General features: G+C 72.4%; 22 protein-coding genes and 1 pseudogene. 13 read left to right on the top strand and 10 right to left on the bottom strand.

The features are described from left to right. Window positions 1–118: 118 nt before the first annotated feature. Window positions 119–712 (bottom strand): TetR/AcrR family transcriptional regulator, encoded by a 594-nt coding sequence (locus ABT084_RS20330; protein ID WP_351045618.1) that lies wholly within the window; start codon window positions 710–712, stop codon window positions 119–121. A 93-nt stretch (window positions 713–805) separates the two neighbouring features. On the opposite strand from ABT084_RS20330, the gene ABT084_RS20325 reads away from it, so the two are divergent. The 3 genes from ABT084_RS20325 to ABT084_RS20315 all read left to right on the top strand — a co-directional run bounded on the left by ABT084_RS20325 (window position 806) and on the right by ABT084_RS20315 (window position 2,512). After that, window positions 806–1,594 (top strand): SDR family NAD(P)-dependent oxidoreductase, encoded by a 789-nt coding sequence (locus tag ABT084_RS20325; RefSeq protein WP_351045615.1) that lies wholly within the window; start codon window positions 806–808, stop codon window positions 1,592–1,594. A 118-nt stretch (window positions 1,595–1,712) separates the two neighbouring features. Further along, window positions 1,713–1,973, top strand: coding sequence for a hypothetical protein (locus ABT084_RS20320; RefSeq protein WP_351045613.1), 261 nt, complete (start codon window positions 1,713–1,715; stop codon window positions 1,971–1,973). 53 nt (window positions 1,974–2,026) lie between these two features. After that, window positions 2,027–2,512 (top strand): hypothetical protein, encoded by a 486-nt coding sequence (locus ABT084_RS20315; protein WP_351045610.1) that lies wholly within the window; start codon window positions 2,027–2,029, stop codon window positions 2,510–2,512. A 345-nt stretch (window positions 2,513–2,857) separates the two neighbouring features. On the opposite strand, the gene ABT084_RS20310 is transcribed toward ABT084_RS20315, so the two are convergent. Then, the gene (locus ABT084_RS20310) at window positions 2,858–3,430 is read right to left on the bottom strand and encodes a TetR/AcrR family transcriptional regulator (RefSeq protein WP_351045607.1); all 573 of its coding nucleotides are present in this window, start codon (window positions 3,428–3,430) and stop codon (window positions 2,858–2,860) included. Window positions 3,431–3,565: 135 nt separating this feature from the next. Here ABT084_RS20310 and ABT084_RS20305 point away from each other — a divergent pair, with 135 nt between their 5' ends. The 3 genes and pseudogenes from ABT084_RS20305 to ABT084_RS20295 form a co-directional block, all read left to right on the top strand. After that, window positions 3,566–4,549, top strand: coding sequence for an aldo/keto reductase (locus tag ABT084_RS20305; RefSeq protein WP_351045605.1), 984 nt, complete (start codon window positions 3,566–3,568; stop codon window positions 4,547–4,549). 97 nt (window positions 4,550–4,646) lie between these two features. Beyond that, on the top strand, window positions 4,647–4,862 hold the full coding sequence (locus ABT084_RS20300; protein WP_351045602.1) for a hypothetical protein: 216 nt from the start codon (window positions 4,647–4,649) through the stop codon (window positions 4,860–4,862). A gap of 33 nt (window positions 4,863–4,895) precedes the next feature. Beyond that, window positions 4,896–5,321, top strand: a pseudogene (locus ABT084_RS20295) (2-phosphosulfolactate phosphatase); the annotation flags it as partial. Window positions 5,322–5,334: 13 nt separating this feature from the next. Here ABT084_RS20295 and ABT084_RS20290 read toward each other — a convergent pair. Both ABT084_RS20290 and ABT084_RS20285 read right to left on the bottom strand, forming a co-directional pair. Continuing rightward, a complete protein-coding gene (locus ABT084_RS20290) occupies window positions 5,335–6,009 on the bottom strand; it encodes a class I SAM-dependent methyltransferase (RefSeq protein ID WP_351045599.1) in 675 nt (224 codons plus the stop codon). A 99-nt stretch (window positions 6,010–6,108) separates the two neighbouring features. Next, a complete protein-coding gene (locus ABT084_RS20285) occupies window positions 6,109–6,480 on the bottom strand; it encodes a winged helix-turn-helix transcriptional regulator (RefSeq protein WP_351045597.1) in 372 nt (123 codons plus the stop codon). A gap of 92 nt (window positions 6,481–6,572) precedes the next feature. Between ABT084_RS20285 and ABT084_RS20280 the strand changes: the two genes are divergently transcribed. Then, window positions 6,573–7,412: an SDR family oxidoreductase gene (locus ABT084_RS20280; RefSeq protein ID WP_351045595.1), complete on the top strand. Its 840-nt coding sequence runs from the start codon at window positions 6,573–6,575 to the stop codon at window positions 7,410–7,412. A gap of 51 nt (window positions 7,413–7,463) precedes the next feature. Here the strand turns inward: ABT084_RS20280 and ABT084_RS20275 are convergent, their stop codons facing one another. Next, complete coding sequence (locus tag ABT084_RS20275; RefSeq protein WP_351045593.1) at window positions 7,464–9,806, bottom strand: M9 family metallopeptidase; 2,343 nt, start codon at window positions 9,804–9,806, stop codon at window positions 7,464–7,466. 700 nt (window positions 9,807–10,506) lie between these two features. Here ABT084_RS20275 and ABT084_RS20270 point away from each other — a divergent pair. Then, complete coding sequence (locus tag ABT084_RS20270; protein ID WP_351045590.1) at window positions 10,507–12,576, top strand: phosphocholine-specific phospholipase C; 2,070 nt, start codon at window positions 10,507–10,509, stop codon at window positions 12,574–12,576. A 14-nt stretch (window positions 12,577–12,590) separates the two neighbouring features. On the opposite strand, the gene ABT084_RS20265 is transcribed toward ABT084_RS20270, so the two are convergent. The 5 genes from ABT084_RS20265 to ABT084_RS20245 all read right to left on the bottom strand — a co-directional run bounded on the left by ABT084_RS20265 (window position 12,591) and on the right by ABT084_RS20245 (window position 15,888). Further along, complete coding sequence (locus ABT084_RS20265) at window positions 12,591–13,160, bottom strand: dihydrofolate reductase family protein (protein WP_351045587.1); 570 nt, start codon at window positions 13,158–13,160, stop codon at window positions 12,591–12,593. A 117-nt stretch (window positions 13,161–13,277) separates the two neighbouring features. Further along, on the bottom strand, window positions 13,278–13,829 hold the full coding sequence (locus ABT084_RS20260) for a DUF4232 domain-containing protein (RefSeq protein ID WP_351045584.1): 552 nt from the start codon (window positions 13,827–13,829) through the stop codon (window positions 13,278–13,280). Between the two features lie 102 nt (window positions 13,830–13,931). After that, window positions 13,932–14,594, bottom strand: a complete 663-nt coding sequence (locus ABT084_RS20255; RefSeq protein ID WP_351045581.1) for a DUF4232 domain-containing protein — start codon at window positions 14,592–14,594, stop codon at window positions 13,932–13,934. A gap of 198 nt (window positions 14,595–14,792) precedes the next feature. Then, window positions 14,793–14,993, bottom strand: coding sequence for a TetR-like C-terminal domain-containing protein (locus tag ABT084_RS20250; protein ID WP_351045578.1), 201 nt, complete (start codon window positions 14,991–14,993; stop codon window positions 14,793–14,795). Window positions 14,994–15,258: 265 nt separating this feature from the next. Further along, complete coding sequence (locus ABT084_RS20245) at window positions 15,259–15,888, bottom strand: hypothetical protein (protein ID WP_351045575.1); 630 nt, start codon at window positions 15,886–15,888, stop codon at window positions 15,259–15,261. 136 nt (window positions 15,889–16,024) lie between these two features. On the opposite strand from ABT084_RS20245, the gene ABT084_RS20240 reads away from it, so the two are divergent. From ABT084_RS20240 to ABT084_RS20220, 5 genes are all read left to right on the top strand, one after another. Then, window positions 16,025–16,702 (top strand): response regulator transcription factor, encoded by a 678-nt coding sequence (locus tag ABT084_RS20240; protein ID WP_351045573.1) that lies wholly within the window; start codon window positions 16,025–16,027, stop codon window positions 16,700–16,702. A 76-nt stretch (window positions 16,703–16,778) separates the two neighbouring features. Continuing rightward, complete coding sequence (locus ABT084_RS20235; RefSeq protein WP_351045667.1) at window positions 16,779–18,155, top strand: sensor histidine kinase; 1,377 nt, start codon at window positions 16,779–16,781, stop codon at window positions 18,153–18,155. A gap of 132 nt (window positions 18,156–18,287) precedes the next feature. Then, a complete protein-coding gene (locus ABT084_RS20230) occupies window positions 18,288–18,707 on the top strand; it encodes a YciI family protein (protein ID WP_351045570.1) in 420 nt (139 codons plus the stop codon). Next, window positions 18,704–19,849 carry an RNA polymerase sigma factor gene (locus tag ABT084_RS20225; RefSeq protein WP_351045567.1) on the top strand — a complete coding sequence of 382 codons (1,146 nt, stop codon included), beginning with the start codon at window positions 18,704–18,706 and terminating at the stop codon, window positions 19,847–19,849. The genes ABT084_RS20230 and ABT084_RS20225 overlap by 4 nt, the downstream gene beginning before the upstream one ends. 373 nt (window positions 19,850–20,222) lie before the next feature. Further along, a complete protein-coding gene (locus ABT084_RS20220) occupies window positions 20,223–21,353 on the top strand; it encodes an FAD-dependent oxidoreductase (protein ID WP_351045565.1) in 1,131 nt (376 codons plus the stop codon). Window positions 21,354–21,804 lie beyond the last annotated feature (451 nt).

Below are 21,804 nucleotides of genomic sequence, written 5' to 3'. Positions count from 1 at the left end.
CGTACGCACCCCTCGCTCCGCCCCGGCAGCCGGCCGGGACGGGGCGAGGGGTGCGTCCGGCGTCGTACGGCGTCATGCGGCGTCATGCGGCGTCATCGGCCAGCGCGGTCGGTCCGCGTCACCGGCCGGGCCCGAGGCCGGTCAGGAGCACGTCGATGGCGAGTTCGGTCGCTTCCGGCAGGGGTGTGTCGTCGAGGAGGGACCCGAGGGCCAGCGTCGCCAGGCCGTGCAGGGTCGAGAAGGCGACCTGGGCGAGGCGGGCCGGGTCGCCCGCGCGTACGGAGCCCTCGCGCTGCCCCTGCGCGATGAGCTCGGCGGTGGTGTCGAGGCTTCGGTGCCCGAGCTCCCGGAGCTCCGGGGTCGAGTCGTCGCAGTGTTTGGCCGTGAACATCAGGTTCAGCAGGGCCGCGTGCGTGACGGCGAAGTCCACATAGGCCCGTCCCAGGCCGGCCAGGCGTGCCGAGACGGAGCCGGGGGCCTGCGCAGCGGTCCGCAGAAGCTCGTTCAGACGGGTGAAGCCGCTGACGGCGAGGGCGTCCAGCAACGCCTGCCGGTCACGGAAATGCCGGGACGGCGCCGCATGGCTCACACCGAGATCCCGGGCCAGGGCCCGGAGGGACAAGCCGTCCACTCCCGACTCGGCGAGGACGGCCTCGGCGCGCTCCAGCAGTGCGGCCCTGAGGTTGCCGTGGTGGTAGGTGCCCTCGGTCAAGGCCCCTCCCCTTCCTGATGTTGTCATTGACTACAATGGTGACACCGCCTACATTCAATCGTCAGCGGACACGTGAGAGTGGAGCAGACGACCATGCCTATGACATACCAGGGGACCGTGGCCCTGATCACCGGGGCGAGCGCCGGGCTCGGTGTCGAGTTCGCCCGCCAGTGGGCCGAGCGCGGGGCGGACGTCGTGCTCGTCGCCCGGCGCCTCGACCGGCTCGAAGAGCTCGCGGCGGGTCTGGAGAAACGTTACGGCGTCAAGGCCCGGGCGATCGCCGCGGACCTCGCCCGGCCGGGAGCCGCGGCCGCGCTGCGCGCGGAACTCGACGCCGAGGGGATCCAGGTCCACACCCTCATCAACAACGCGGGCTTCGGCAGCCACGGCGCCTTCGTCCAGCAGGACGCGTCGCAGATCAACGAGATGATCCAGCTGAACGTCGTGGCCGTCGCCGAACTCACCCGGGCGCTCCTGCCCGACCTGGCGGCCGACGGCCGGGGCGCCCTGGTCACCGTCGCGAGCGCCGCGGCCTACCAGCCGACCCCCGCGATGGCGGTCTACGGCGCCACCAAGGCCTTCGTCCTCAGCTTCACCGAAGCCGTCGGCTACGAGACCCGCGCCTCCACCCTGCGCGTGCTCGCCGTGTCCCCGGGCCCGGTCGGCACCGAGTTCTTCGACGTCGTCGGCAGCCACGACGCGGCCGTCGGCCGGATGGCCACCCCGGAGCAGGTCGTGACCGCCACGCGCCGTGCGCTGGAACGCGGCAAGACCCCGCCCAGCATCGTCGCCGGCCTCGCCAACCGCCTCTCCACGCTCGCCGCCACCCTGTCGCCGCGTCGCGTCACCCTCGCGGTATCGGGGCGGATGCTCAAGGCCTGACCCGCGACCGGGCCGCCGGCCTCCCGCGGCTCCTCGGCCCCGGTGTCTTCGGCCGGGTACTCCTCGACTCGGGCCGGGCCTACGGGGAAGGCCGCCCGCCCGCTGTTAGCGTCGGGACATGAGCGAACCGCAGCGCTTCGAGATCTTCCTGGTGCCCGAGCACGTCGAGAAGGGCGGCGACGGCTCTCCCGCCGCAGGCGCCCTGCGCTCGGCCGTGGTCGAGGCGACGGGCCAGACCGGAGCTTCGGGGTATCCGCGCTACACCGGGGACGGGATGGAAGCGGACATCGACCCCGCCACCGGAGCGGTCGAGGCGCTGCTCGTCGACGGGACCGAGCTGGACTACGGGATGCGCGCGGTCACCAAGCCCCGGACCTGAACGGCGCCGCCCTCACGCGACGGCTCGGCGTTCCGCCTGCGTAGGGTGACGTCATGACGGAAACCGAGGCCACGGGCTACGACTGCCTCTCGTCCCGTGCGGTTTCAGGGAGTGAGCTGCGCGCGTTCCTGCTGGACTGTTTCGGGACCGCCGAGCAGCGACTGTTCGTGGGCCACGAGGACAGGGTCGCCGACGAGTTGCGGGACAGCCCGCAGGACATGGCGTTCTCCGTGTTCTGCACCTACCGGCAGGCGTCCGGCCACTTCGCCATGGGCCTCGACGCCGGCATCGAGGGACGGTTGGCCGACCGGGTCGGTCGCCGGGAGTTCGCCGAGCGGTTCGCCGCCCGCTTCGATGCGTACGTGCTCTACGGGGACACCGAGCCCCCGGGACTGTGGGCGCTGATCCTGGCGGACGGCCAGCGCCTTCGCGTGGCGATGGACGAGGAAGACGACCGGTACGTGCTCCACGCGGCCACCGCGCCGGTGCCCGGCCTGCCCGACCTCCGCGTCGACGAGGGCCTGTGGCAGCTCAGGTAGCGTGCTGCCGCTCGGCGGCCCCCAGCGTTCTCGGGGCGCCCGGGCCCGTCCAGTACACGCTTCTCGGAGGGAGGGCGGCGGTGCACACCGTGCCCTGGTTGCACGTCGTTGCGGAGCAAGGCGCTCTGCCTGTGGAGCTGTTGCTCCCGGTGAGCGGCAGCACGTACGTCGCCGACACCCTGCTGCGCGCGGGACGGCGATGGTCCTTCACGCAGCGGCCCGAAGGCATCGTTCTGGGCCGGCTCGTGATCGTCATGTCCTGCGACGCCGCGTCGGTCCCGTCCCCCCGAGGGACGGCTGCGGTCACGCCTGGAAACGTCCGCCTAGGCCACGCCTAGGCCACGCCTAGGCCTTCTCTGCCGGGCGGACCAGGCGGCGGACGGCTTCGACCACCGTCTCGCGGTGGCGGGCGACCCGGGCCGGGGGCCACGCGGAGCCCGCGGCGTCCGCCGCCGCGCCGCTCCATGCCTGCGCCAGGCCCATCGCGAGCGTGAGCAGGTCCTCGGGATCGAGCCCCGGGTCGATGACTCCCGCCCGCTGTGCCGCCTCCACCGCCGCGATCTTGCCCCGGTAGGACTCCGCCTCGGCGTCGGTGATGCCCGGCCGCTCCAGCTGCTTCCACTGCACCAGCCGCATCAGGTCCGGCCGCGCCACCAGGTGGTCGAAGACCGCCCCCACGTAACCGGGCAGGTCCTGGGCGTCGAAGGGAACCGATTCCGAGCCCGTTTCCAGCGCCCGCTGGAGCACGGTGTCGAACAGCTGTTCCTTGTTGCCGTAGTAGACGTAGATGAGCCGCTTGTTCGCCTGGGCGGCTTCCGCGATGCGGTCGACCCGCGCCCCGGCGATGCCGTGCGCGGCGAACTCGGAGAACGCCGCGTCGAGCAGCCGTGCCTTCGTTGCGCTGGAATCCCGTGCCATGGCAGGCAGCCTAGCAAGTAACTATCTAGTTATTGACATCTGTCGCGACCTTCCCGCACACTCGAACTATCCGGTTAGTTACTTACTGACCCGCCGCACCACCACCCCACCCCGAACCACCTCACGGAGGACACCATGGAGATCCGCGCACTGGGCAGCCAGGGACTGAAGGTCGGCGCCGAGGGCCTCGGCCTCATGGGCATGAGCGCCCACTACGGAGCCACCGACGAGACCGAGTCCCTCGCCACCATCGACCGCGCCCTCGAGCTGGGCGTGACCCTGCTCGACACCGCCGAGGGCTACGGCCCCTTCCGCAACGAGCAGCTGCTCGGCAAGGCCCTCACCGGCCGCCGCGACGCCGCCGTCGTCGCCACGAAGACCGGCGTCGAGTTCACGGACGGCGGCGAGCTCCGGGGCCAGAACGGCAGCCCCGAGTACATCCGACGCTCCGCGGACCGCTCGCTGCGCCACCTCGGCACCGACCACATCGACCTGTACTACCTCCACCGCGTCGACCCGAACGTGCCGATCGAGGAGAGCGTCGGCGCGATGGCCGAGCTGGTCGCCGCCGGCAAGGTCGGTCACATCGGCATCTGCGAGGCCTCGGCGTCCACCATCGCCCGCGCCCACGCCGTCCACCCGCTGGCCGCCGTACAGACCGAGTACAGCCTCTTCGAGCGCGGGATCGAGCACGACGGCGTCCTCGACACCCTGCGCGAGCTGGGCATCGGGCTCGTCGCCTACTCCCCGCTCGGGCGCGGCTTCCTCTCCGGCGCCATCACCAGCCCCGAGGGCTTCGCCGCCGACGACTTCCGGCGTACGGACCCCCGCTTCCAGGGTGAGAACTTCGACCGCAACCTGGCCGTCGTCGACCGGGTCCGCCACCTCGCCGCGGAGAAGGGGGTCACGCCCTCGCAGCTCGCGCTGGCCTGGACCCTGCGGAGGGGCGCCGTGCCGATCCCCGGGACCAAGCGCCGCCGCTACCTGGAGGAGAACGTCGCCGCGACCGCGGTCACGCTCACCGACGCGGACCTGGCCTCCATCGACGCCGTAGCGCCGCACGGCGTGATCTCGGGGGACCGGTACGCGCCCGAACTCATGGCATCGCTGAACGGCTGAGCCGCCGGGTGCTCCGCCCGGTGTTCCGCCCGGCGCTCCGGCGGGGGCGGGCGGGAGGGGGCCTTTCCGGCCTGCGAAGATCAGCGGAGCCGTCCGAATGAACGCAGAGGTGGAGAACATGGTCGCTCTGGTGCTGCTCGGCATCCTGGCGCTCGCCGTCGGCGGGTGCGTGTGCGTGATCTGGGCGGCGCGGGGCGGGCCCCGCTGGGTCCGCGGCGTGGCGACCGTGACGCTCGCCGCCGGTGAACTGGTGCGCCGGGCCCAGAAGAACCGGCGCAAGGGCCTGCACGGGAGCGGTAACAACGGCGACTAGGAGCGGACGAAGCGGCCCGAACCGGGTGGTCGGGCCCTCGCGGTCAAGGAGGCGCCACTCGTGCTGTGCGCGAGCTTCGTGGTGGCGGAGGCAACGGCTCAGCTCCTGCGGGCGCACACGGGTGACAGCGTCACGTTCGTGGTCACCGGCGAGGACGGGCGGGCCGATGAAGATCTGGCGTGCGCCCAGTACATCGCTCGGAGGGTCACCCGGGCCGAGGCCGACGAGGCCGGGTCCGACGCCGGGACGGATGCCGCCGAGTTCCTCCGCCGCGCCGCCGAGTCGCGCGCCGCCGCCGAATTGACGGAGCGTGTCCGCCAGGGAGTGCACCCTGATGACGTCGCGCTCTGCCTTGAGCTCGACCGATTCCCCTTCGCCATGGTGGCGACCTCGGAAGACTCGCTCATGGTCCTGCGCCCACGCGCGATGCCTTCGCTGACCGACGAGGGCCGGTCCTGATCCCTGGGGAGCATCAGATACGGGCGATGAGCGCGTACCGCTCGTCCGAGACAGGGCCGCCCCACAGCTCAGGGTCACCGCTGAGCGGCTCGATGCGGAGGTCGGCGACCAGAGGGCGGACGGCGGCGGCCAGATCCGCGGCGGTGACGCCGCCGTACCAGGGGAGCGATGCGGCTCCGGCGACATAGGGCGCGCCGCTCTGTCCGGCTTCCCGCCACCGCCCCTCGACCAGCACCAACCGGCCACCGGGCCGCAGCCGGGCGACCCATGCGCGCAGCGCGGCGTCGGGGTCCGGCAGGGTCCACAGCAGATGCCGGGACAGCAGGACGTCATACCGCTCCGATCCGGTCGGCGGAACGGCCGCGTCACCGACGAGGAACCGGCCCGAGCGGCCCGCGGCCGCCAGCTTGGCCTCGGCCCGCTCCACCATCCGGGGTGCGAGGTCCACGCCGGTGACGCGGTGCCCGGCCTCGGCCAGCAGCAGGGACAGCGAACCGGTACCGCAGCCGACATCGAGCACATCGAGCACATCGAGCACACCGGACGGCCCGGCGGAGACCCAGGAACTCAACACCCGGGCCCAGGCGGCACGGGTGTCCGCGCGGCGCAGACCGTGGTCCGGCTCGTCGTCGAACGTCGGCGCGGCGGCGTCCCAGTACGCGGTGATGGCAACGGTGGGATCAGACATGGCGGCGATCCTGCCAGCCCCCACTGACAGCCGCCCACGAATCGGGACAGCCCGCCACGACCCGGGACGGCGAGGAACGTAGACCGCGCCGCTACCGCGCTACCCCGCCGCGCGCGGGGCCACGCGCTGGGTGATCCGGTCGAACAGGTCCGTCAGCGGTTCGCCGACTTCCTGGCCGAATTCGGTCAGCCCGTAAGTGACTTGGGGCGGGGTCGTCGGCTCGACCTTTCGCCAGACCAGGCCGTCCTGGACCAGCGCCCGCAGGGTCTGCGCGAGCATCTTCTCGCTGACGCCCCGGATGCTGTCGCGCAGTTCGTAGAACCGAAGGTCGTTGCTCCGCAAGGCGATCAGCACCCACACGCCCCACCTGCTCGTCACGTGGTCGACCACGTCGCGCGCGGGGCAGTCGGTGTGAAACACGTCATAACCCTGGTCTGCCTCGGGCCGTGCCAGCTGCGCGCCTTCATTCATGTGCGGAGCTTACCTCTGGGTATGTCCTTACCAAAAGTAAGTCCGGCTCCTAGCGTCAATCGCCTCAGTGCACACCGAACGAGGAGCCGAACATGATCGTGGTGACCGGGGCTACCGGAAATGTGGGACGGCCTTTGACGCAGGCCCTGGCCGAGGCGGGCGAGCAGGTGACGGCGGTGTCGCGGCACGCGGCGGCGGTGCCGGACGGGGTGCGGCACCTCGCGGCCGACTTGGCCGAACCGGCGGGCCTCGAGCCCGCGTTGGACGGGGCGAAGGCGCTGTTCCTCCTGTTGTCCGGGGTCCTGCACGCCCCCGAGGCCAGGCCGGCCGAACTCATCGATCTGGCCGCGGCCAGCGGGGTCCGCCGGATCGTCCTGCTGTCCTCGCAGGGCGTGGCGACCAGGCCGCTCGGCCCCTCGCGGGTCACGATGCGCGCGGTGGAGGACGCGTTGAGCGATTCCGGCCTGGACTGGGCGGTCCTGCGGCCGGGCGGCTTCGCCTCCAACGCCTTGGCCTGGGCGGAGTCCGTCCGTACGCGAGGGACGGTCGCCGCGCCCTTCGGCGATGTCGGGGTTCCGGTCGTCGACCCGGCCGACATCGCCGACGTCGCGGCGGCCTGCCTGCTGGACGACCGGCACTCCGGCGGGGTCTTCGAGCTCACCGGGCCGGAAGTGATCACGCCGCGTCAGCAGACGGCGGCGATCGCCGCCGCGCTCGGCTCGCCGGTACGGTTCCACGAACTCACCCGCGACGAGGCCAGGGCGGCGATGACCCGGTTCGTGCCGGCGGAGCTCGCCGACGACACCCTGGACATCATCGCCGCCCCGAACCCCGCCGAACTGCGGATCAGCCCGGACGTGGAACGCGTCCTCGGCCGCGCCCCGCGCCCCTTCACCAGCTGGGTCGAGCGCAACCTCGCCGCATTCCGCTGAAACACCACTCCACCGAAGTGAAGGCGGGCAGCGGCCGAGGCGCGGACGGGCTCACTTCGCCTGCGTGGAGACGCTCACCCCGCTGAAGTCCTGCGCGGCGGCGAGGCTGAAGTAGACCCAGCCGGACGGCGGGTTGTCGATCGTCAGGGACTCGCCGTTGCCCGCGTTGGTGGACTTCGCCTGGTAGCTGCCGGTGGTGGCCCAGCCGCTGCCGCTGTAGTACAGGTCGGCGTTACCGGCGCCGCCGCTGCTGGTGATGGTCAGCTGCTTGACGCCGGCCGGCAGGTACACGAAGTGGTAGCTGTAGTTGCCGGTGGCGGCGGCCAGGTTGTCCCGGCGGCAGTTCTTGTCGAACTGGCGGGGGTCGCTGATCGTGCAGAGCGGGGTGGACGAGGCCTCCGGCAGGGGGCCGCAGTCGTTCGTCGCGCAGGTGGTCGTCAGCCAGGTGGCGAAGTCGGCGTCGTAGCCGGTGCCGATGGTCTGCTTCAGGAAGGTGCGGGCACCGTGCCAGTCACCGGTGCGGTACTTGCCGAGTACGGTCTCCACGTCGGCGGGGTGGGCCTGGAGCATGTAGCGCACCGCGAGGAAGCCCCAGCGGTAGATCCGGTTCGAGTTGACGGCCGGGTCCTCGGCCTGGTTGTAGACGGTGTCGAACAGGTCGCTGAGCTTGTAGGTCTTCTTGGCGGCCTCGCTGATCGCGTCGGCGTTGCGCTGGCCCCGGTAGCCGTACGAGATGTTCTCGGCGATGCCCTCGACCCACCAGATGGTCGGCGTGGTCATGCCCGCCTCGAAGTCACCGGCCATGTCGTAGCGGCCGTCGAGGTAGTGGGTGTACTCGTGGTTGAGGTTCCAGATCTGGAAGTCCGGGCGCAGCCAGTCGGCCTCGTGGGCGATGAAGCGGGCCTGGTTGCCGGGGGCCGCCGGGTTGCCCTCCTCGTACATGCCGCCGTTGTCGACGTCGATGTTGTAGATGGCCCAGGCGTACAGCGAGTACTGGGTGTAGTCGTCGAAGACCACGACCTCGAGGTTGGAGTTCACGTCACCGGGGATCGCGCCCTTGTCGCCGATGACCCGGTGGAAGTAGGCGTCCTCGCCGACGAGGCTGGTACAGGTGCCGGCCAGCTGGCCGGGGGACATGTCCTGGGCGCGGATCTTCAGGCCCGGGGTGCACGTGTGCTGGATCGGCAGGATCGCCGGGAGCACGCGGTCGCCCAGGTCACAGATGGCGTAGGCCGCGCAGTTGTTCCTGTCGTACTGGCGCGTGTACCAGCCCAGGTTCATGGTGATCGGCGCGGTGGGGCCGACGTTCGGGTAGCGGTTGATCAGGTCCTTCAGCAGCGGCCGGACCCGGTCCTTGAGCTCGGGGACGTCGAGGGCGTAGCCGAGGAAGCGGCCGACGTTGCTGACGACGTCCAGGCGGTTCAGCTGCGCGCCGTTGCGCGTGATGAAGCCGGCCCAGGTGTCGAGGATGGCGGGGTCCGCCTTGAGGGCGGCCCGCCAGCCGCGCTCGTCGTTCTTCGCCTTGAAGCCGTTCTCGACGACCCACTCGACGTGCTGCATGGCGAGGTTCATCTGGCCGGGCCAGGTGCCGTCGTAGCTGCCGAGCATCCACTTGACGACGCCGGCGTACCGGCCCGCCTCGTGGGTGCTGTCGATCAAGGTGACGACCTCGTTGAAGATCTCGCCGTTGGCGTCGGTGACGTCCTTGCCGTGCGGGGAGGCGAAGAAGGCGTCCAGCGCGCCGCGCGCCGCGCTGCCCAGGGCGGTGCCGTAGTCGCCGACGACGTCCCCGTGGTTGTCCTGCACGTAGTAGCCGGCGCGCAGGAACAGCACCAGCTGGCCGATGGCGGCGCTGTTGTTGCCCGCGTAGGTGGCGGAGGCGTCGCGCAGTGCGTTGGCGACGGTCACCATCTGGGTCTCACGGAAGGCCTTGTGCGCGTCCTCGCCGGTGAGGTTGAACAGCGGGTAGGTACAGGTGATCCGGGGGAGGGCCTTGAGCTGTTCGACGAGTGCGCCGCCCGTGGCGTTGATCACGCCGGAGAGGTCGCCGCACTGGTCCCCGGCGGCGGCCGAGGACCGGTTGCCGTCCTTGGCGGGCTTGCTGTCCGCGGTGGGCTTGACGGCCGGTGCCGGTTGCGGGGCGGACTCCTCGGCGCCGTCCTGCGCGGAGATCCGGAAGCGGGAGCCGCTGCTCACCGCAGGCGGCGACTTGGGGACCGGGATCGACCGGGGCGCCGATGCCGCGGTTCCCCTCGGGTTCGCCCCGGCCGGGGCCGTGGCGCCGACGGCGGCGGCATGGCTCGGGGGCGTGAACAGGCCGAGCGTGATGAACAGTGCTGCGCCGAGCGCAGGAAGCCTGCGCGCGTTGGCCTTCGATATCCGGAAGGGATGCATCTGCGGGGGCCTCCGGGGCCGTTGTGGCCGCGTGCTGGGGACACGGGCAATTGGCATGCGGGTTGGCATGTGACATGTAAAATTTCACATGTCGCATCCTGCTGGAAGTCCTTTGGCCAGATTCGCTGCCTAGAGCAACGGAAACGTTGGCAATTGCCCGAGTGGTGACGGATGGGTCACGGCCCGCCACGGCGTCCGGTGGCGGGTCGTTGGGCTGGTCATGGACCACAGAACCGTTCCAGCGCCGAGATCCGTCGAGCCAAGAGTCTTCGAGTCGGGGGCCGTCGAGCCGGCCGTCGACCCGAGCGCCGTCGACCCGAGCGCCGTCGAACCGGGGGCAGGTGACGGGCGGGCTTCGGATTCGCCGATCTACGACGCCATCGAGCGGCAGTGGCTGCGGGAGGGGCGGGAAGTGCCCGGCGCCGGTAGACCCGCAGCGGGGTCAAGGGGCCGGCACCGCTCCGCGGACACGGACCTGTTCCGCCGCGGCTGACCGGCGGAGCGGCTCTCCGCCGCCCCACGGAGTCGGGCAGCGGCGCCCACATCGCCCCCGCCGGAATGGCCGAACTCCTCTGCAATCCGACTGACGTTCGCCTGGCGTATCCGTCGCCGTCACGTCAGGCTCCCTCTCCGGTACCCCGCGCACGATGTCCTGGGGGCGCTCCACCACTTCTCGATCAAAGCAGAGGTCCTCCCAGCCATGGCAGAACTGAACCGCCGCCGCTTCCTCCAGCTCACCGGTGGCGCCGCCGCCCTGACTCTGCTCAACGAGAGCATCGCGCGCGCCGCGGCCATCCCCGCGCAGGGGACGACCGGAACCATCGCCGATGTCGAGCACATCGTGGTCCTGATGCAGGAGAATCGTTCCTTCGACCACTACTTCGGCGCGCTGCGCGGCATCCGCGGTTTCGGTGACCCCCGCCCGGTGACCCTGCCCAGCGGGAAGTCCGTCTGGCACCAGACCGACAACGCGGGCAAGGAGACGCTGCCCTTCCGGCCGCCGTCCGACGACCTCGGCATGGAGTTCCTCCAGGGCCTCAACCACGACTGGGCGGGCGGCCAGAGCGCGTTCAACAAGGGCAAGTACGACAACTGGGTGCCCGCCAAGACGCCGGCCACCATGGCCCACCTGACGCGCGACGACATCCCGTTCCACTACGCCCTGGCCGACGCCTTCACCCTCTGCGACGCCTACCACTGCTCGTTCATCGGCTCGACCGACCCCAACCGCTACTACCTCTGGTCGGGCCACACCGGCAACGACGGCAAGGGCGGCGGTCCGGTCCTCAACAACGCCGAGGCCGGGTACGGCTGGACCACGTACCCCGAGCGCCTGGAGGCGGCCGGGATCTCCTGGAAGGTCTACCAGGACATCGGCAACGGGCTCGACGCCGCCGGATCCTGGGGCTGGATCAACGACGCCTACCGGGGCAACTACGGCGACAACTCGCTCCTCTACTTCAACAACTACCGGGGTGCCCAGCCCGGCGAGCCGCTCCACGACAAGGCCCGCACCGGCACCGACGCCCGGACCGGGGAGGGCTACTTCGACCGGCTGCGCGCCGACGTCACCGCGGGCACCCTGCCCCAGATCTCCTGGATCGCCGCCCCCGAGGCCTTCAGCGAGCACGCCAACTGGCCCTCCAACTACGGCGCCTGGTACATCGCGCAGGTCCTGGACGCGCTCACCTCCAACCCGGACGTCTGGGCCCGTACCGCGCTGTTCATCACCTACGACGAGAACGACGGCTTCTTCGACCACGTCGTGCCGCCGTACGCCCCCGCGAACGCAAACCAGGGCCTGTCGACGGTGCCGACCGAACTCGACGTCTTCCCCGGCAAGAGCGGTTACGTCGCCGGACCCTACGGGCTCGGTCCGCGCGTCCCGATGCTCGTCCTCTCGCCCTGGAGCACCGGCGGCTACTCCTGCTCGGAGACCTTCGACCACACCTCCGTCATCCGCTTCATGGAGAAGCGCTTCGGCGTGCGCGAGCCCAACATCTCGCCCTGGCGCCGCGCCGTCTGCGGTGACCTGACCTCCGCCTTCGACTTCGCCCGCAAGGACACCGGTACGGCCCGGCTCCCCGACACCGGCCACTGGCAGCCGCAGGACCGCGACCGGCACCCCGACTTCCTGGCCACCCCGCCGGCCGTCGCGGCCATGCCGCGCCAGGAGAAGGGGGCGTGCCCGACGCGCCCGCTGAAGTACGCCCCGTATGTCGACGGCGCGGCGCTCACCGGCGAGGGCAAGTTCCGGCTGACGTTCAGCGGCGGCCAGGACCTGGGCGCGCAGTTCTACGTCACCTCCGGCAACCGGACCGACGCCCCCTGGACCTACACCACCGAGGCGGGCAAGTCCATCGCGGACACCTGGAACACCACCTACTCGGCCGGTGTCACCGACCTGACCGTGCACGGCCCCAACGGCTTCCTGCGCGGCTTCCGCAACCCCGGCACCACCGCCGGCCCCGAGGTCACGGCCCGCCACAACGCCACGACCGGCAACCTGGACCTCACCCTCACCAACGCGGGCGCCTCGACCGCGACCCTCACGGTCACCAACGCCTACGGCGGCGGCCCGAAGCGCCTCACGGTCGCCAAGGGGGCGACCGTGACGCACAGCGTCCCGCTGAAGAACAGCCGCCGCTGGTACGACGTCACGGTCACCGCGTCCGGTACCGCGGACTTCGCCCGCCGCTTCGCGGGCAAGGTCGAGACCGGCGCGGCGGGCCTCTCCGACCCGGCGATCCTGACCGACCAGTCCTCCTGACGGACCGGTCGGCCCTAGGCCCGGCGCGTCACGCGGTAGCGAAGGCAGACGACGCTCGAAGCGAAGGTGCGGGTCTCGACGAGTTCGAGATCCACCCGGCGCTCGCGCCGGGGGAAGAACGGAACGCCACCACCGACGAGTACCGGGTAGACCCTGGCCCGGTACTCGTCGATCAGCCCCAATTCCGCCGCCTCGGCGGCGAGGGTCGCGCCGCCGATCGCGATGTCGCCCGCACCCGGCTCCGCCCGCAACCGCTCGATCTCCTCCGCGAGGCCGCCCGAGGCCAGGCGGGCACGGCCCCGCACCTCCGACAGAGTGGTGGAGAACACCACCTTCGGGAGGGGCTTCCAGAGCGCGGCCCACTCACGCATCGCGTCGTCGAGCGAGGGGTCCTGGTCGGCGGTCTCCCAGTACAGCATCGTCTCGTACAGCCGTCGCCCCAACAGGTGGACGCCGACCCCTCGGAACTCGTCGGTGACGAAGCGCAGGACCTCCTCGTCCGGCGCGGTCCAGTTGAAGCCGCCGTCCGGGCCGACGATGTAACCGTCGAGCGAGACGCCCATCGAATAGGTCACCCTGCGCATCAGAAGTCCTCCTCGGTCACGCGTGTGACGGTACGCCGGCCAGCAGCCGGAGCTCGGGTACGACCGGCCGAGCGCTCACCGCACTGCCTGCACTGGTTCTGACGGCCCGCCGGGCGGTCAGGCGGCGTTCTTCGGGAGCGCGCCGACCGCCTCGTCCACCGTCTTCTTCCACAGCGTGGTGATCGGGTCGTTCACCGCGATCCCGGGCGCCGGGGCCCCGAGCTGCCGAGCGGTGAACGTGGTGCCCGGATGGCCGGGGTTGGCGCTGACGGCCAGGCTCGGCACGTAACGGGCGGAGCCGCTCCGGTCGTCGGTGCGCAGGGCCGCGTACAGCTTGCCCTTCGCGGCGAGCGGCTGCGGCCCGCTCTGCGTGGGCGGCACCGGCCGCGCGGAGCCGTCCAGACCGGCGAAGGTCACGGTGGGGATCCGGTCGATCGTGCAGGCGGCACTCGTCTTGTTGATGACGGTGACGAGGACGACGCTGCTCGCGATCGGCGGCAGCGCGTGCGCCTCGTAGCCGAGCGCCGATCGGGCACAGGCCGCCGTGGCGGCGGTACTGCTTGCGCCTCCGGCGTCGGCGGTCGCGGCGTGGGTGGTCGCGGCGGTCGCGGTGACCAGGAGGGAGGGGAGGAGGGCCAGGGTGGTGGCGGCATGCGTGAGTGCGGTCATACGGGTAGTTTCTGCCAGTTCGCGGCCGCCCGGTAGACCGCCACGGGCCCGCACGCTCGCCGACCGGGGTCGGGAGCGTGAGGTACCCGGGCCACCGCCCGTTCACTTGGAGGGGACGGCGTCCTTCGGCGAGGTGTGCCAGTTGGTGACGATCGGCTTGTCGACAGTGATCGTGCCGACCTTCAGGGAGACCGGGTTCGGGTCGTCGTTACCGACGGCCACGATGATGCTGTCCAGTTCCTTGCCGCCGTTCGCGCTGGTGCTCTTCGGGTTCACACCCGCGTAGGCGGCGGTGCTCCCGCTCAGCGTGATCTGCTTGCCGACGGCCTGCTCCGCGGGACCGGCCTGCGTGCCGTCCGAACCGAACGCCACGGTGGGAAGGGCTGCAGGCAGGACACAGGTGATCCCGGACTTCGCCTTCGCGACGACCAGGATGTATCCGCCGGCCTGGGCCTCGGACTTGGTGCTCCAGGACAGGTCGTTGGCGCCGCAGACCTGCCCGACGGACTTCCCGTCGCCGGCGCCGCTCCCGGTTCCGTCCTTGGTCCCCTTGCCCGTGGTGCCGGAGGCCTTGGCCGTCGCGGGCGGCGAGCCGTACGGAGTGGCCGCGCCGGAGGCCGAAGGGGCGGACGAAGAGCCCTGCGCGCCGCCGGCGCCGGGGGCGGCGTCCGAAGCCGCACCCTTGTCCTGGCATGCCGTCATCAGCATCGCCCCGCCCATGACGGCGGCGGTGACGAGGAGGGCCTTACGGCGGTTGCCAGACATGAGATGAGTCCCCTTTGGTGGTGCGTGGTCCGTGGTCCGTGGTGCGTGGTCCGCGGTCCGCGGTCCGCGGTGCGTCGCGATGCATGATCACTATGAGGGGACCGCGGGCCGGGGGGCGTCGGTGTCGTCGTTCCCGGACAACGCTGTCGCAGATCGGTGACACAGTCGCGACGAACGCTGTCGGCCCCTGCCGTGGCGTCAGCCGCCGTGGGCCCGCGGCGCGTCGGGTTCGGCGGCGGAGAGCAGGGCGGGGTCGAAGCCCATGGAGGCGAAGTGGCCCGCGAGTTCCAGGGACAGCGCGCCGTGCAGCGGGGTCCAGAAGGTCAGGAAGCGGTGCAGGGCCTCGGGCGGGGCGGGGCGGCCGTCACCTCCGGCTCCCGGCCCCCCCACGTCCCTCACCTGCCGCGGGCCGAAAACCACCGCCGCGGCCCGTACGTGACGTGCTGGGCGGTGCGTTATGCTTGATCTTGTTCTCACGGCCGGGATTCCCGGTGGTGGGCTCGCGTTGGTGGTCCAAGGAAAGGCACCCCACTTCCCGTGGGGGGATGCAGGTGCAAGGCCTGCCCAGCGCTCGATGAAGGCCCCGGCCTCCGCAAGGAGACCGGGGCCTTCGCCGTACCCCGGCGGCTCACCCACTGCACCGCCGGGGCTCGGCCCGGTCCGGCTACTGGCCGCCCGCTCCGACGGTGGTGTTGCCGGTCACCGTACCGTCCGCGCCGGACAGGGTGACGGCATGGCGGACGCCGTCCGGACCGAGGACCACGGCCAGCCACGAGCTGCCGCCACCCTCCTGGCCGACCACGCGCAGGCTCTCGACCTTGCCGCCGGTCACCGCCGCGGCCGCCTTGTCCGCAGCCTGGGAGAGGGGCAGGGCCGGGAGCGGCGCGGGCGCCGTCCGGGGACCCCGGCCGTTCCACGGCCCGTACCCGGCCCCGGCCTCCTCGCCGTGCCCGCCGGACGCGCCGCGCCCCCGCATCTCGCCGGGCTTGCCCGCACGGCGCTCGTCCTTGCCGTCGTGGCCGTCGTGGCCGTCGTGGCCCCGCCCGTCGCCGTTCTCGTGGTCCGCGTCGGCGCGGGAGACCGCTTCCTTGCCCCCGTGCTCGTGGTGGTGCTCCACGACGGCCGCGGCGGCCGCTCCACCGCCCACGAGCACCACGGCCGCGCCGACGGCCGCCCAGCGGGCGCCGCGGCGCCGGGGTACCAGGCGGACCAGGCCCCTGCGCTTGCGGGCGCCGTCCTCCGGGGCGCTCGCGGGCTGCTCGGGCTGCTCGGACGGCGGGAAGGCTTCAGACATAGTGGTGCTCCTCATAGGCAACCGGGCACTGCACCCGGCTCGCCGCCGAGCATGCGCCGGGGTTACTGAAGCCCACCTGAAGCCAGCTGAAGACCTCTTCAGCTGGGCGCCCGTGCGGCCTGAGACCCTGGTCGGCATGCGCGTACTGGTGGTGGAGGACGAACGGCGGCTGGCCCTGGCCCTGCAGCGGGGGCTTCAGGCCGAAGGGTTCTCGGTGGACGTGGCCCACGACGGGCCGCAGGGCCTGTGGATGGCGTCCGAGCACGACTACGACCTGATCGTGCTCGACATCATGCTCCCCGGCCTGAACGGCTACCGGGTCTGCGCACGCCTGCGCGCGGCCGGCAACGAGTCGGGCATCCTGATGCTCACGGCGAAGGACGGCGAGTACGACGAGGCGGAGGCCCTGGACACGGGCGCCGACGACTTCCTCTCCAAGCCGTTCTCCTACCTCGTCCTGGTCGCCCGGCTCCGCGCGCTGGGGCGGCGTACGGGCCGGCGGCGACCGGAGGTCATGACCTTCGGCGATCTGGTGCTGGACCCGGCCCGGCACGCCTGCTCCCGTGCCGGTACCGAGATCCGGCTGACGGCGAGGGAGTTCGCGGTGCTGGAGTACCTGGCCCGGCGCGCCGGTGAGGTGGTGTCCAAGCGGGAGATACTCGAGCAGGTGTGGGACAGCGCCTTCGACGGCGACCCGAACGTGGTCGAGGTCCACATCAGCGCGGTGCGCCGCAAGATCGACGCCGCTTTCGGCCGGGTCGCGCTGGAGACCGTACGCGGCGCCGGTTACCGACTGGCGGCCGACGGTGGCTGACCCCGCTGCCCCGCGCGACCCGGCCCGGCCGACCCGTCGCTCCCTCCCGTCCTGCCCGCCCCGCCTGCGCCGCTTCCTGCGCCGGCTGTGGCCCACCACGGTCCGGGCCCGCGCCACCGCGGGTGCCTGCGCCGTCGTGGCGGCGGCCCTGGCGATCGCCTCGTACACCCTGCTCGGGCTCCTCGGCGCCAACCTGCTGCGCAACGCCGAGGGTGATGCCGAGCAGCAGGCCGTCATCGTCGCGCAGCTCGCGGCCGCCGGGCAGCTGGACCGCGTACGGCCGCCCGCCCACGGCGTCGACTTCGTCCAGGTGGTGAGCGCGGACGGCCGCGTTCTGCTCGCCAGCCCGAACCTGGCCGGGACACCGCCGATCCGCACCGTCACACCGCGGCGCGCGGGCACGCTGGCCCACACCTGGAAGGTCCGCCCGCTCGGCGGCGAGCACCGCCAGCGGGTCGTCCAGATCACCACGGACACCCCGCAGGGCCTGGTCACGGTCTACGCGGGCACCTCCCTGCGCGACGTCGACGCCGCCGACGACACCACCACGGCCGCCCTCGCCATCGGGGGCCCGCTGCTCCTCGCCACCGTCGGGCTGGTCACCTGGTGGGTCACCGGCCGGGCGCTCGGGCCGGTCGAGGCGATCCGCGCCGAGGTCGCCGAGATCACCGACCGCGACCTGCACCGCCGCGTCCCGGTGCCGCCCACCCACGACGAGGTGGCGCGGCTGGCGCAGACCATGAACGCCACGCTGGACCGGCTGGAGTCCTCCGGCGCCCGCCAGCGCCAGTTCATCGCCGACGCCTCGCACGAACTGCGCAGCCCGATCACCGTGCTGCGCACCCAGCTGGAGGTGGCCCTGGCCGTACGGGACCCGGAGCTGTGGCCCGAGTTGATCAGCGGAGCCCTCGAGGACACCGAGCGGTTGCAGCAGCTGACCGTCGACCTCCTGCTGCTCGCCCGCATCGACGCGGCGCAGCCGGTGCCGGCGGTCCGGCTGGACCTGAGCGCCCTGGTGCGCGACGCCACCGAGTCCCGGCTGGGGGACCGCGTCCCGGTACGGACGGACCTGGCCCCGGACATCGAGGTGGAGGGCAGCGACCTGTGGCTCACGCGCGTGGTCACCAATCTGCTCGACAACGCCCAGCGGTTCGCCGACCGGCGGGTGGACGTCGTCCTGCGGACGGTCGGCGGGCCCCGCGGGCGGACCGCCGTGCTGGAGGTCACCGATGACGGGCCGGGCATCCCGGCGGGCGACCGGGAGCGGGTCTTCGAGCGCTTCACGCGCCTGGACGACTCCCGCAGCCGCGACCACGGCGGGGCCGGGCTGGGGCTCGCCATCGCGCGCGACCTCACCGCGCACCACGGCGGGACCCTGACCGCGGAGGACTCCGTACAGGGGGCGCGCCTCGTGGTCCGGCTGCCGTCGGTCCGGACGCTCCCGGATGCCTGAAGCCGGGCGGACGGCAGGAACCCCAAAAGAATCCGAGGGACATCGGCCGGGGATGTCGAGAACCCGCGTCCGGGTCCGTCCCCGGGGTGAACGCGACCACAATGGGTCGTACGAGCACCGAGGAGAACCACGATGGCCAAGTACCTGCTGCTGAAGCACTACCGCGGCGCCCCGGCTCCGGTCAACGACGTACCGATGGACCAGTGGACGCCGGAGGAGATCACGGCCCACGTGCGGTACATGAACGACTTCGCCGCCGAGCTGGAGAAGACGGGCGAATTCGTCGGCGGCCAGGCGCTCGCTCCCGAGGGGGCGTGGGTCCGTTACGACGGTGAAGGGCGCCCGCCGGTCACCGACGGACCGTTCGCGGAGACCAAGGACCTGATCGCCGGTTGGATGATCATCGACGTCGACAGCTACGAACGCGCCGTCGCACTGGCCGGGGAACTGTCGGCCGCCCCCGGGGCGGGCGGGAAGCCGATCCACGAGTGGCTCGAGGTGCGCCCGTTCCTGGCCGCGTCGCCCGCCACCACGGACTGCCCCCATCGATGAACGAGGCCCTGCTCAGGAGCCTCACACCGAGCGTGCTCGGGATCCTCGTCCGCCGCGGAGCCGACTTCGCGGCGGCCGAGGACGCCGTCCAGGACGCGCTCGTCGAAGCGCTCCGGGTCTGGGCGGCCGACCCGCCCCGGGACGCCAAGGGCTGGCTGGTCACCGTGGCCTGGCGCAAGTTCCTCGACGCGACGCGCGCCGATGCCACCCGCCGCCGGCGGGAGGACCGCGTCGAGGAGGAGCCCGCGCCCGGGCCGGCGCCCGCGGTGGACGACACGCTGCAGCTCTACTTCCTGTGCGCCCACCCGGCGCTGACCCCGGCATCGGCGGTCGCGCTCACCCTGCGCGCCGTCGGCGGACTGACCACCCGCCAGATCGCCGAGGCCTACCTGGTGCCCGAGGCGACCATGGCCCAGCGCATCAGCCGGGCCAAGCGCACCGTCTCCGGCGTGCGCTTCGACCGGCCCGGCGACGTCGCCACCGTGCTGCGCGTGCTGTACCTCGTCTTCAACGAGGGCTACTCCGGCGACGTCGACCTCGCCGCCGAGGCCATCCGGCTCACCCGGCAGCTCGCGGCCGCGATCGACCACCCCGAGGTGGCCGGGCTGCTCGCCCTCATGCTGCTCCACCACGCCCGGCGCGCCGCCCGGACCGGGCCCGACGGCAGCCTCGTACCGCTCGCCGAGCAGGACCGCGGCCGGTGGGACACCGACTCGATCGCCGAGGGCGTCGCGATCCTCCAGGCGGCGCTCGCCCGCGACCGGCTGGGCGAGTTCCAGGCCCAGGCCGCCATCGCGGCACTGCACGCCGACGCGCCCACCGCCGAGGAGACCGACTGGGTGCAGATCGTCGAGTGGTACGACGAGCTCACGCGCCTGCTGGACAGCCCGGTCGTCCGGCTCAACCGCGCGGTCGCCGTCGGGGAGGCGGACGGCCCGCGCGCCGGCCTGGCGGCCCTCGCGGCGCTGGACGCCTCCCTGCCCCGCCACGCCGCGGTGGCGGCCTACCTCCACGAGCGCGACGGCGACCTGGCGACGGCTGCACGGCTGTACGCCGAGGCCGCCTACAAGGCGCCCAACCTCGCCGAGCGCGACCATCTGACGCGCCAGGCCGCCCGGCTCAACGCGCGCCGACGCCGCTGACGGCTCAGGCGCTGCGTTCCGGCAGCGGGCCGGCGAGGGTCCAGGCGGAATCGTGGCGGACGAACCCGATGCGGGGGTAGTAGTCCACGGCGGCCGGAGCCGCGAGGAGGATCACCGACACCTGGGGAGCGGCGGCCTGGGTCGAGGCGAGCAGGTCCCGGCCACGCCCCGACGCTGGTGGGCGGCGTCGACGGCGAGGTCCGAGACGTAGGTGGCGTAGGCGCCGTCGGAGCATACGGCACGGGTGTCGGTCGTCTGTCGGAGGCCGTCGGGGGGTGTCGGCCGGATGTCGGCGCCCCGCCCGCGGGGCCTGGCACCTTTCGGGAAACGGCCTGCCGGAACCCATCGGGCGGCCCGAACCCAAGGAGCCACCATGTACACGCCCGTCACGATCATCGGCGCGGGGCTCGGCGGACTCACGCTGGCCCGCGTCCTCCACGTCCACGGAATCCCGGTCACGGTGTACGAGGCCGAGGCCTCCCCGACGGCCCGCGCGCAGGGCGGGATGCTCGACATCCACGACTACAACGGGCAGCTCGCCCTCGAGGCGGCCGGCCTCATGGACGAGTTCCACGCCATCGTCCTGGAGGGCCGCCAGGCGATGCGGATCCTCGACCGGGACGGGACCGTCCTGCTCGACAAGGCCGACGACGGCACGGGAGGACGCCCCGAGGCCCAGCGCAGTGAACTGCGCCGGATCCTGCTCGACTCGCTCCCTGACGGCACCGTCCGGTGGGGGCGCAAGGTCAGCGGGACCCGCTCCCTCGGCGAGGGCCGCCACGAGGTGCGGTTCGCCGACGGCGCCGCCGTCGCCACCAGCCTGCTGGTCGGCGCGGACGGCGCGTGGTCACGGGTCCGGCCGCTGCTCTCCGCCGCCGTACCCGAGTACACCGGCACCTCGTTCGTCGAGACGTACCTGTACGACGCCGACACCCGCCACCCGGCCGCCGCGAAGGCGGTCGGCGGCGGAATGCTGATCGCACCCGCCCCGGGCAGGGAGATCTTCGCCCACCGGGAGAGCGGCGACACGCTGCACACCTACGTCGCGCTGGCCAGGCCGCAGGACTGGTTCGCCGCCATCGACTTCACGGACGCGGCCGCGGTCCGGGCCCGGATCGCGCGGGAGTTCGACGGCTGGGCACCGGAACTCACCGCCCTGATCACCGACGGCGACACCGATCCGGTCCTGCGTCCCCACTACACGCTCCCGGTCGGCCACCGCTGGGACCGCGTGCCGGGGGTGACCCTGATCGGCGACGCCGCCCACCTCGCGGGCCCGAACGGCGAAGGCGCCAACCTCGCCATGCTCGACGGCGCCGAACTCGCCGAGGCCCTGGTGGCCCACCCCGACGCCATCGAGACCGCGCTGGCCGAGTACGAGCGGGCCCTGTTCCTCCGCGGCGCCGAGCCCGCCCCCTTCGACGGGGCCGAGCTCGCCGACATCGTCTCGGGCCCCAACGCGGCCCAGGACCTGATCGACCTGATGAACGAGCAGGGCCATTGAGCCGTTGGCCAAGCCGGGGGCCCCGCCACAAGACGTGGTCGGGGCCCTACCGCTCGCTGGACGCGCCCCGCCGCGCCGGGCGTGACGACGCCCGTGCCCCCGTCACGATGCCGACCACGCCGAGACGGATGCCGGCTCCCTTGGCCCACGTGAGCGTGGCCCGACGGCCCGCGGCCGCCCCTCGGGCCACCCGCTCCGCGGATGTGTTCTCCGGCGTCTCCATGAGTGCGTGGTACGGAGGGCCGCTCGGGTGTTAGGGATGCGTCAAGGTTTTTCGGGGCGGGGCTCCGCTGGAAATCCGGGAACGGGTTCCCGGGCGCGGGGGTGTGGGGGCCGGTGCGCGGGGGGTGTCGTCAACTTCTCCCGCCTCGCGTGGGTTTGGTGCGGCCAAGCGGGGGTCTACGGGTGTGGGGCGGTCCACGGGGAACGCGCGGCGGGGAGGGTGGTGGGT

Source organism: Streptomyces sp. NPDC002138 (assembly GCF_040296485.1).
GTDB lineage: Bacteria > Actinomycetota > Actinomycetes > Streptomycetales > Streptomycetaceae > Streptomyces.
The sequence above is the reverse complement of the archived record's forward strand: the minus strand, read 5'-3'. Positions and strand labels throughout refer to the sequence as shown.

What these genes read in the sequence shown, in the direction of transcription:
- ABT084_RS20240 (WP_351045573.1), top strand. Translation starts at nt 16,025, where the DNA reads ATGCGCGTACTGGTGGTGGAGGACGAACGGCGGCTGGCCCTGGCCCTG.
- ABT084_RS20285 (WP_351045597.1), bottom strand. Translation starts at nt 6,480, where the DNA reads ATGAATGAAGGCGCGCAGCTGGCACGGCCCGAGGCAGACCAGGGTTAT.
- ABT084_RS20270 (WP_351045590.1), top strand. Translation starts at nt 10,507, where the DNA reads ATGGCAGAACTGAACCGCCGCCGCTTCCTCCAGCTCACCGGTGGCGCC.
- ABT084_RS20225 (WP_351045567.1), top strand. Translation starts at nt 18,704, where the DNA reads ATGAACGAGGCCCTGCTCAGGAGCCTCACACCGAGCGTGCTCGGGATC.
- ABT084_RS20265 (WP_351045587.1), bottom strand. Translation starts at nt 13,160, where the DNA reads ATGCGCAGGGTGACCTATTCGATGGGCGTCTCGCTCGACGGTTACATC.
- ABT084_RS20325 (WP_351045615.1), top strand. Translation starts at nt 806, where the DNA reads ATGCCTATGACATACCAGGGGACCGTGGCCCTGATCACCGGGGCGAGC.
- ABT084_RS20310 (WP_351045607.1), bottom strand. Translation starts at nt 3,430, where the DNA reads ATGGCACGGGATTCCAGCGCAACGAAGGCACGGCTGCTCGACGCGGCG.
- ABT084_RS20280 (WP_351045595.1), top strand. Translation starts at nt 6,573, where the DNA reads ATGATCGTGGTGACCGGGGCTACCGGAAATGTGGGACGGCCTTTGACG.
- ABT084_RS20275 (WP_351045593.1), bottom strand. Translation starts at nt 9,806, where the DNA reads ATGCATCCCTTCCGGATATCGAAGGCCAACGCGCGCAGGCTTCCTGCG.
- ABT084_RS20300 (WP_351045602.1), top strand. Translation starts at nt 4,647, where the DNA reads ATGAACGCAGAGGTGGAGAACATGGTCGCTCTGGTGCTGCTCGGCATC.
- ABT084_RS20260 (WP_351045584.1), bottom strand. Translation starts at nt 13,829, where the DNA reads ATGACCGCACTCACGCATGCCGCCACCACCCTGGCCCTCCTCCCCTCC.
- ABT084_RS20230 (WP_351045570.1), top strand. Translation starts at nt 18,288, where the DNA reads ATGGCCAAGTACCTGCTGCTGAAGCACTACCGCGGCGCCCCGGCTCCG.
- ABT084_RS20320 (WP_351045613.1), top strand. Translation starts at nt 1,713, where the DNA reads ATGAGCGAACCGCAGCGCTTCGAGATCTTCCTGGTGCCCGAGCACGTC.
- ABT084_RS20220 (WP_351045565.1), top strand. Translation starts at nt 20,223, where the DNA reads ATGTACACGCCCGTCACGATCATCGGCGCGGGGCTCGGCGGACTCACG.
- ABT084_RS20290 (WP_351045599.1), bottom strand. Translation starts at nt 6,009, where the DNA reads ATGTCTGATCCCACCGTTGCCATCACCGCGTACTGGGACGCCGCCGCG.
- ABT084_RS20245 (WP_351045575.1), bottom strand. Translation starts at nt 15,888, where the DNA reads ATGTCTGAAGCCTTCCCGCCGTCCGAGCAGCCCGAGCAGCCCGCGAGC.
- ABT084_RS20305 (WP_351045605.1), top strand. Translation starts at nt 3,566, where the DNA reads ATGGAGATCCGCGCACTGGGCAGCCAGGGACTGAAGGTCGGCGCCGAG.
- ABT084_RS20255 (WP_351045581.1), bottom strand. Translation starts at nt 14,594, where the DNA reads ATGTCTGGCAACCGCCGTAAGGCCCTCCTCGTCACCGCCGCCGTCATG.
- ABT084_RS20315 (WP_351045610.1), top strand. Translation starts at nt 2,027, where the DNA reads ATGACGGAAACCGAGGCCACGGGCTACGACTGCCTCTCGTCCCGTGCG.